Source organism: Rhodococcus sp. P4_B6, from assembly GCF_056402215.1.
The window spans coordinates 18820-28135 of the sequence record NZ_JBFUHV010000130.1 but is presented as its reverse complement, the minus strand read 5'-3'; the positions used below and the strand labels follow the sequence as shown (position 1 = coordinate 28135).

6 protein-coding genes and 3 pseudogenes are annotated in these 9316 nt (G+C 65.3%); all 9 read left to right on the top strand.

Translation table 11 applies throughout. From position 1 onward, the window contains the following. Positions 1 to 33: 33 nt before the first annotated feature. The 9 genes and pseudogenes from AC1DWT_RS37545 to AC1DWT_RS37505 all read left to right on the top strand — a co-directional run bounded on the left by AC1DWT_RS37545 (position 34) and on the right by AC1DWT_RS37505 (position 9269). Positions 34 to 606: a flavin reductase family protein gene (locus AC1DWT_RS37545; RefSeq protein WP_206014123.1), complete on the top strand. Its 573-nt coding sequence runs from the start codon at positions 34 to 36 to the stop codon at positions 604 to 606. Positions 607 to 654: 48 nt separating this feature from the next. Beyond that, positions 655 to 1782: pseudogene (locus tag AC1DWT_RS37540) on the top strand (acyl-CoA dehydrogenase family protein); the annotation flags it as partial. Next, positions 1752 to 2629: pseudogene (locus AC1DWT_RS37535) on the top strand (fumarylacetoacetate hydrolase family protein). The pseudogenes AC1DWT_RS37540 and AC1DWT_RS37535, both read left to right, overlap by 31 nt. A 12-nt stretch (positions 2630 to 2641) precedes the next feature. Beyond that, positions 2642 to 3567 (top strand): annotated as a pseudogene (locus tag AC1DWT_RS37530) (VOC family protein). Between the two features lie 181 nt (positions 3568 to 3748). After that, positions 3749 to 4117: a WhiB family transcriptional regulator gene (locus AC1DWT_RS37525; RefSeq protein ID WP_206014124.1), complete on the top strand. Its 369-nt coding sequence runs from the start codon at positions 3749 to 3751 to the stop codon at positions 4115 to 4117. After that, positions 4057 to 4362: a Dabb family protein gene (locus AC1DWT_RS37520; protein WP_072942657.1), complete on the top strand. Its 306-nt coding sequence runs from the start codon at positions 4057 to 4059 to the stop codon at positions 4360 to 4362. The genes AC1DWT_RS37525 and AC1DWT_RS37520 overlap by 61 nt, the downstream gene beginning before the upstream one ends. Positions 4363 to 4778: 416 nt before the next feature. Next, a complete protein-coding gene (hisD, locus tag AC1DWT_RS37515; RefSeq protein ID WP_477924487.1) occupies positions 4779 to 6104 on the top strand; it encodes a histidinol dehydrogenase in 1326 nt (441 codons plus the stop codon). Beyond that, on the top strand, positions 6101 to 7558 hold the full coding sequence (gene aspA, locus AC1DWT_RS37510; protein ID WP_206014125.1) for an aspartate ammonia-lyase: 1458 nt from the start codon (positions 6101 to 6103) through the stop codon (positions 7556 to 7558). The genes hisD and aspA overlap by 4 nt, the downstream gene beginning before the upstream one ends. Before the next feature lie 151 nt (positions 7559 to 7709). Beyond that, complete coding sequence (locus tag AC1DWT_RS37505) at positions 7710 to 9269, top strand: GMC oxidoreductase (protein WP_206014126.1); 1560 nt, start codon at positions 7710 to 7712, stop codon at positions 9267 to 9269. The last annotated feature ends 47 nt before the right edge of the window (positions 9270 to 9316 follow it).

The following is a 9316-nucleotide window of genomic DNA, read 5'->3' as shown; positions in this document are numbered from 1 at the left end:
GTGTTGCGAGCCACCCCACCGAGGAGCACTCACATGACTACCGCACCTGGCCGTGAGCCGACCGCATCCGCCGCTGGCATCGACCCGAAGAACTTCCGGGATCTGATGTCCCGGGTCTGCGCACCGGTGACGATCGTGACGACTGCCGACGACGACGGCCCTCATGGAGCTACTGCCAGCTCGTTCGCCGCGCTGTCGCAGGACCCGCCGCTGATCACGGTCGCCTTCGATCGTCGATCCGCGCTATTGCAGCGCATCCGATCCAGTGGCCGCTTCGGGATCAACCTGCTCGGGCACGGACAGGACGATCTTGCGATGGTGTTCGCCAGCCGCGGTGCCGGCGCCGAGCGATTCAACAGCGCCCCCTGGCATCACGACACCGGCCTGCCACGCATCGACGGCGCCGCCGGCTGGGTCGCCTGCGAGTTGTACGACACCGTCGAGGGTGGTGACCATCTGCTGCTGTTCGGCCTGGTCACCAAGGTCAGTAAGGCGGAGTTGCCTCCGCTGGTGTACGCGCACCGCACCTTCGGCACCCATTCCCGCTACGCCGAACGTCCCCGCCGACCCATCATCGACCAGATTGCCGCCTGCGCGTCGAGCTGAATCAGCCCTTCCTGCCTGCATCCACCCCATTTTCTGAAAGGTTCCATCATGACAACCGTCACCGAACGCGCTAGCTCCAGCGCATCTGTCCCCACCGCCACCGACCTCGTCGGCCGTGTCCGCGAGATCGCGCCCATCTTGACGAAGAACGCCGCCGAGGGTGAGCGCAACCGCCGCGTCGTCGAGGAATCGATCCAGGCGATGACCGATGCCGGGCTGTTCAAGCTCGCGGTACCGAAGCGGTACGGCGGTTATGAGACCTCGATGCGCACCATGCTCGATGTCTCCGCCGCGGTTGCCGAGTCCGACGGGGGCACCGCGTGGGTGCTGACGCTGACCAACGTGTGTGCCTGGCTGACCGGGTTGTTCCCGACCCGCGCTCAGGACGAGGTGTTCGGCGCGGACCCGGACGCGAAGGTGTCCGGTGTTCTGACACCGACGTCGGAGACCACCCGGGTCGACGGTGGCTACCGGGTCACCGGCCGCTGGTACTACAACTCGGGATCCTGGCATGCCACCTGGGCGGTCCTGGGGATCCCGATCACCAACGACGCCGGTGAGGTCATCGATCAGGGGCTCGCTCTCATCCCGACGAGCGAGATGCAGCTCGAGGACACGTGGTTCGTCGCAGGCATGAAATCCTCCGGCAGCAATTGCCTGGTGGCGACGGATGTGTTCGTGCCCGACCACCGCGTGATGGCGGTACCGCCGGCGATCGAGGGAACGTACCCGTCGGAGAATCTGGCCGACGAGCCCTTCTACCGTTCCGCATTCGTCCCGATTCTCGCGCTCGTCCTGGTCGGGCCCCAGCTCGGTTTGGGGCGAGCCGCCCTGCAGCTCGTGCAGGCCAAGGCGAACAAGCCGATCGCCTACACCTACTTCACTGCGCAGTCCGACTCTGTCGCCTTTCAGTTGCAAGTCGCCGAGGCCGCGATGTTGATCGACACCGCCCATTTGCACGCGTACCGGGCGGCGGACGACATCGACACCGCGGCAGCAACCGGCACCTACCCGGACTTCACGCAACGCGCCCGGCTGCGCGCCGATACCGGCCTCGTCGCCGAGAGCATCGTCAAGGCCATCAACATCCTGCTCAGTGCGCACGGTGCCGGCAGTTTCGCCGACGTCAATCCCCTCCAGCGGATTTGGCGGGACTCCTCCACCGCCGCCCGCCATGCCGTCGTCGCCCCGGCGGTGGCGAGCGGGCCGTCGACATCGCCCACGCCTCCCGCGGCCGGTTCGGCCCGAGCCTGCAGGCTCTCTACGAAGCCTGGGACGACGTCACCGAATGGGCCGCAGTCCAGGACCTCTCGGCTCTGGCCGACGACAGCTTCCCGATCGACCGCACCCGGTTGGGTGCACCGTCGCCGGCTCCCCGGCAGGTGTTCGCCGTCGGCCTGAACTACCACGCCCACGCCGCCGAATCCGGCTTCGAATCCCCCACCCACCTGCCACCGGTCTTCACCAAATACGCCTCCAGCTTCACCGGCCCCGACACCGACGTGATCATCCCCACCGGCGGCAACGTCGACTGGGAGGTCGAACTCGTCGCCGTCATCGGCCGCGAAGCCGGCAACATCGACGCCGCCGACGCCTGGTCCCACRTCGCCGGACTCACCGCCGGACAGGACATCTCCGAACGCATCACCCARACCCGTGGTCCCGCACCRCAATTCGGTCTCGGCAAATCCTACGCCGGGTTCTCCCCGCAAGGACCGTGGCTGGTCACCCCGGACGAGTTCGCCGACCCCGACGACCTCGAACTCGGCTGCACCATCGACGGCGAACAAGTGCAGAAAGGCCGCACCCGCGACCTGATCTTCCCCGTCTCCACGCTCATCGCCACCCTCTCCCACACCGTCACCCTCTACCCCGGKGACGTGATCTTCACCGGCACCCCGCCGGYGTCGGTGTCGGCCGCAACCCGCAACGGTTCCTGCAGCCCGGCGACACACTCSACAGCTGGATCGACGGCATCGGYSARCTGCACCAGAGATTCGTCGCCGAACCCGACGCGCAGTAAGGACACCACGTCATGRCACTACACGGACTGGGCAAGGTCACCATCGGCGTCCCCAACGTCGACGACACCATCGCCTACTACACCGACTTCGGACTCGAACACCACGGACACGGGGTRTTCGCCACCCGCAACGGCGGCGAACAACTCCACATCGTGCACGCGCCCACCCGGCGACTGGTCGAGCTGACCGTCGCCGCCGACGACCCCGACGACATCACCGCCACCACAGCACGGCTGACCAAGCTCGGTACCGCGATCCAGCACGACGACACCTCCGTCAGCGCCGTCGAACCGATCACCGGCACCCTGGTGCACGTCGCGGTGCGACCCCGGATCGTCATCGAGCCCGCGGTGTCGCCGACGCCGTACAACGGCCCGGGCCGGATCGACCGGTGGGGGCGGGCCCCGTTCCTCACCCGCACCGACCCGGTACGCCCCCGCAAACTCGGACACGCGGTGCTCGGGTCCACCGACCTCGAGACCACATGAAGTTCTTCACCGACGGCCTCGGCTTCAAGGTCAGCGACTACATGGGCGACAAGGCCGCGTTCCTGCGCTGCTCCGTCGAGCACCACAACGTCCTCGTCATGGCCGCACCGGTGAACTTCATGCACCACACCAGCTGGCAGGTCGACGACATCGACGAGGTCGGGCGCGGCGCCCACACCATGCTCGAGAACAACCCCGAACGCCACATCTGGGGACTCGGCCGCCACCACGCCGGCGCGAACTTCTTCTGGTACCTCAAGGACCCCGCCGGGAACTTCTCCGAGTACTACTCCGACATGGACACCGTCCCCGAAGACGAACTCTGGTCCCCGGAAGTGCTGCACGGACTCCAAGGCCTCTACGCCTGGGGACCGCCGCCCCCGCCGTCGTTCCTCGAACCCGACGACCTCGCCGCCCTCATGACCGGAACACATTCCACCACAGGGTGATCGGGTTGGAATGCGCGCGATACACGCACTCAACCCGCTAGGAACGGGTCCGTGCCACGACCGGAGCGCCTCTTCACCCGCAGGCACGGACCAAGGGGGCACGGTCCGGGGCGTCGGTGGTCGACGCCCCGGACCGTGCCCGTCACCCGCTCGTTGCTGTTGTACGACCTGAGAGATACTGATGACCTGCGCAGCGAATCCCGTCCGACCGGCACATGACACGTGGGCGTGGCGTCTGCACGCCCTCTGCCGATCGATGGACCCCTACCTGTTCTTCGCCCCCGAGGACGAGCCGAAAGGGCCCCGAGTGCGACGCGAACGGGAGGCGAAACGCATCTGTCTGCGCTGCCCGGTGCTCGACCAATACCGAGAGTATGCGCTCTCGGCCCGCGAAGGATACGGGGTCTGGGGCGGAACCTCCGAACTCGACCGACGAACCGCTTTCACCACCACCAACTCTGCCCAGAACACCGCCCAAGGAGCCCCATCATGGCCATCGGCCACGTCGTCATCTTCACCTTCATGCCGGACCTGCCCACCGCGACACTGACGGCGCTCGCCGAGTCCCTCGACGCTCTGTCGGCGGCGACCGCCGGCATCGAGTCCTACCAGCACGGACCCGACCTGCGGATTCGTCCGGGAAACGCCGACTACGCGGTCTCCGCGGTCTTCACCGACCACGATGCCCTCACCGCGTACATGACCTCGCCCGAACACCAGCGCATCATCACCGAACTCATCGTGCCCCACCTACGCGACAAGAGCTCGGTACAGTTCCCCGTCTCCTCCCACTGATACCGGAACAACACCGTGTCCCGGATCAGTTAACGCCTCCGTCTTTGACCGCGAAGTAGTCGCCGATAGTCGCAGAACATCGTTCGGCCGGAGGCACTCGCACTCAGCACTCGAACCCCGAAATACCGACGTAACTACAAGCAGGAGCCATCCGTTTCTCTTTCGGGTGCGCAGTGTCACCGAACTGTCCGCGATCTCACCTGGAAGTTCGACGGACGCGACTCGTCATTTTACTCGAATCGTGCACAAGATGTGGAGAATGGTGCGCATAGTGCGTCTTACGGACGTCCGAGCGGGGCGGCACTCTGGTCTACAGCTACAAGACGAGTCCCACCCGAGAGAGCTCTTTACTCCGCAGGCAGGGCACGTCGACAGCGAACAGGTGCTTTCCGTGAAGCTTGAAGGAGCTAGCCATCATGTCGTTTGTTCTCAAGCCCGCCGCTGGTGAGCCGACGCAGCGTACGAGCAACCCGGCTGTGGTCGATACTGTCGCATCGGTCATCGCCGACGTGCGCACCAACGGCGACGATGCGGTCAGGAAGTACTCGCAGCAGTTCGACGGGTGGTCCCCGAAGTCGTTCCGCCTGAGCGAGGACGAGGTGCGCTCCATCGTGTCATCCATTCCGGAGTCGACACTGGACGATCTTCGATTCGCGCAGCGTCAGATTCGCGGATTCGCTCAAGCGCAGAAGGRCTCGATCCAGGACTTCGAGACCGAGACCCTGCCGGGAGTTTTCCTGGGACAGCGCAACATTCCAATCGACGCCTCGGGCGCCTACGTTCCCGGCGGCCGGTACCCGCTGACGGCCTCGGCGCACATGACGGTGCTGACGGCCAAGGTGGCTGGTGTCGAGCGGGTGGCCGCGACTACTCCTCCCAACGAGGGACTTCCGCCGCAGATCAGTGTCGCGGCGATGCACCTCGCCGGAGCGGACGAAATTCTGGTGCTCGGTGGAGTGCAGGCCATCGCTGCGCTGGCACTGGGAACAGAGACCATCGCGCCGGTCAGCATCCTGACCGGGCCTGGCAACGCATATGTCGCCGAAGCGAAGCGTCAGCTCTTCGGTGAAGTCGGAATCGACCTGTTCGCGGGCCCCACGGAGACCCTGATCGTCGCCGACGATTATGCCGATCCCTTTACCGTCGCGGTCGACCTGCTCAGTCAAGCCGAACATGGGCCAGACTCACCGTGTGTCCTGATCACCACCTCCGAGGCAGTCGGCCGTGCGGTGCTCGATCACATCGATGCGCTGCTTCCCGGGTTGCAGACCAACGCCATCGCCGGACCGGCGTGGCGTGATTACGGCCAGATCCACGTCACGGACACCCTCACCGAGGCGTATGCGCTGGCGGATCGGTTCGCGTCCGAGCACGTGCAGATCCTCACCGAGGAGCCGCGGCAGGCGCTCGAATCGATGCGGAACTATGGGGCGTTGTTCCTCGGTGAGGGAACCTGTGTTCCCTATGGGGACAAGGTGATCGGCACTAACCATGTGCTTCCGACATTGGGGGCGGCGCGATACACCGGTGGTCTGTGGGTGGGTAAGTTCCTCAAGACCCTCACCTACCAGGAGGTGCGTGATCCTGCTGCCAGCGCCCAGCTCGGCGAGATCTGCGGACGTCTGTCACGGCTCGAGAAGTTCGAAGGCCATGCCAGGTCGGGTGATCTGCGGGCCGCGAAGTTCGGTGGCGCCGACCTGCTCTGGGGAGAGATTCCCACCCGCGCCGTGACCGAACAATGACCCGGATCGAGCACGATCTCCTCGGTGACCGCGAGGTTCCGGCGGGCGCGTACTACGGCGTGCATACGCTGCGGGCCATCGAGAACTTCCCGATTACTGGTGTTCCGATCTCCGCGCATCCGGATCTGGTGTCGGCGCTTGCCGCGGTCAAGCAGGCTGCGGCGCAAGCGAACGCCAACCTCGGATTGATCGGACTGCGCGAGGCGGGGGCGATCACGAGGGCGTGCGAGGAGATCCGCTCGGGTGCCCTGCACGACCACTTCGTCGTCGACGTCATCCAGGGTGGGGCCGGCACATCGACCAACATGAACGCGAACGAGGTCGTGGCCAACCGCGCCCTCGAGTTGCTGGGGCATGCAAAGGGGGACTACGAGTTCCTTCATCCGCTCGAGCAGGTCAACCTCGGCCAGAGTACGAACGATGTCTACCCCACTGCAGTCAAGATCGGTCTCCAGACGGCGTTGGTGCATCTACGTCAAGCCATGGGGGAGTTGGCCACCGCATTCGCGGGCAAGGCCGCCGAGTTCGTCGATGTCCTCAAGGTCGGTCGTACCCAGTTACAGGATGCGGTGCCGATGACCCTCGGGCAGGAGTTCGGAACGTACGCGCTCATGCTGGACGAGGACGCGGAGCGGCTCGCCGAGTCGGCGGCCCTGATCTCGGAGATCAACCTTGGTGGCACAGCCATCGGCACGGGGCTCAATGCCCACCCCGAGTACGCATGGCGCGTCCGCGCGCATCTCGCCGCTATCACGGGGTTGTCCTTGATCACCGCGTCGGATCTGATCGAAGCGACCCAGGACGTCGGGGCGTTTGTTCAGCTGTCCGGGGTGCTCAAGCGCACCGCGGTGAAGCTGTCGAAGGTCTGCAATGATCTGCGTCTTTTGTCCTCGGGACCGCGTGCGGGACTGGGGGAGATCACGCTTCCGCCCGTGCAGGCGGGTTCGTCGATCATGCCCGGCAAGGTCAACCCCGTGATCCCGGAAGTAGTCAATCAGATCGCATTTCGTGTCATCGGAAACGATCTGACCGTAACGATGGCGGCCGAGGGCGGGCAGCTTCAGCTCAACGCGTTCGAGCCGATCATCGCGCACAGCCTCTTCGAGTCGATCGAACTGCTGACCCGGGGTTGCAGAACGCTCGCGCAGCGCTGCGTCGTCGGTATCGACGCGAATACCGAACACCTGCAGCAGATGGTGGCTGCCTCGATTGGAGTCGTGACCGCACTCAACCCGTATATCGGGTACACCGAGGCCACGACCATCGCCGCGGACGCACTTGCGAGCGGCCGCACGGTCGTCTCGCTCGTCCTCGAACGTGAACTGCTCACGCAGGATCAATTGGACAAGATCCTCGATCCGCAAAACTTGACGCGAAGTGTCGATCCCATCGACGGGTACGCGACCGTCGCCGACCGTGCCGACAGCAAGCATCGAGTCCCCGGCCCCATCTGACATCGATCCGACGTCACTGCACAGTGTGGGCAATCAGTTACCTCGAGCGTGCACGCAACGCCGCTCGTATTGCCCCCGAAACAGATCTACCGTCGAAGAAGTACACGAGCTGGCGCCGCGCAGGTGGCGCCGACAACCAGGAGCAGCTCCCATGCCCGACCTTTTCGCCCCTGACCAACCTTCGGTCATCACCAATCCACCCCAGGTGGTCGATTGCGATGTCGCCATCATCGGCTCCGGCATGGGCGGCGGCACCCTGGCCTACGCCCTGCGTGAGTCCGGGGCGCGCGTGCTCATCATCGAACAGGGCGACTTCCTGCCCCGTGAGCGCGAGAACTGGTCGATCAAGGCGGTAGTTGCCGAGGGGCGCTACAAGAATTCCGCACCCTGGTACGACGAAATCGCCAAGAAAAGCTTCATTCCTGGGAATTACCACTACGTGGGAGGCAGCACCAAACTCTATGGTGCCACGCTGCCCCGATTCCGGGAGCACGACTTCGGCGAGGTCGAACACCCCGACGGTATCTCCCCAGCCTGGCCGATTTCCTACGCAGACCTCGAATCCCACTACGGTGAGGCCGAGCACATGTTCTGGGTGCACGGCAACAAGGGCGAAGATCCCACCGACCCGTGGCGCTCGACCGACTACCCCTTCCCCGGCATCGCCCACGAAGGAGCCATGGCCCGGCTGGCGGACGGCGCGCGCCGACAAGGCCTCCACCCATTCGCCGCACCACAGTCCCTCGACGTCCGCCCCGGCGGCGCCTGCGTGCTGTGTCCGACGTGCGACGCCTTCCCCTGCATGATCGACGCGAAAGGCGACGCCGACGTCTCCGCGGTGCGGCCAGCTCTCAAATCAGCCATGGTCAAACTCCTCACCAATGCCGAGGTGACCCGCCTGAACACGGACCGCACCGGTCGTCAGGTCACCGGCGCCCAGGTGCGACACAACGGCAGCACGATCACCGTGCAGGCACAACGGTTCGTGGTCGCCGCCGGTGCCGCGAACACGGCCGCACTGCTGCTGCGCTCGTCGTCGTCCACACACCCCAACGGGCTGGCGAATTCCTCCGACCAGGTCGGGCGGAACTACATGGCGCACGTGACGACGTTCTTCCTGGCGATCGACCCCCGTCGCACGAACGACGCCGTTTATCAGAAGACCATCGGTATCAACGACTGGTACACGGCCGGTGCCGACAACCGGTATCCGCTCGGGAACGTGCAGGGTCTGGGCAAGCTGCGCGGCGAGATGGCAAAGCGCGCACGCCCACTCATCCCCACCCCGATCCTCGAGGGGGTCACCCGGCACACCCTCGACCTGTTTCTGCAAACCGAAGACCTCCCGCTACCGGAAAACCGGATCGCGCTCAACTCGAACGGAGACATCACGGTGAGGCGCACAGCCACCAACATGTCCTCACATCGAGAACTGATCAGGCGGATGAAGAAACTCGTCCACCGCGCCGGGTTCCCGATCACCTTGCACGAAGGTCTCGGTGTCGAGGCGACCTCCCATCAGTGCGGTACCGCCCGCATGGGTGACGACCCTGCGACGAGTGTTCTCGACGCGGATCTCAAGGCGCACGATCTCGACAATCTGTGGATCGCGGACAGCTCCCCCTTCCCGTCGTCGGCTGCGGTCAACCCGGCGATCACTGTGGCCGCCCTGGCCCTCCGGTTGGGTCACTCCGGTGCACTGACCGCCTGAGGCCGATCCAGAAGGCGTAAACGGAGGCCGCCCGCGGCCGTCGACGA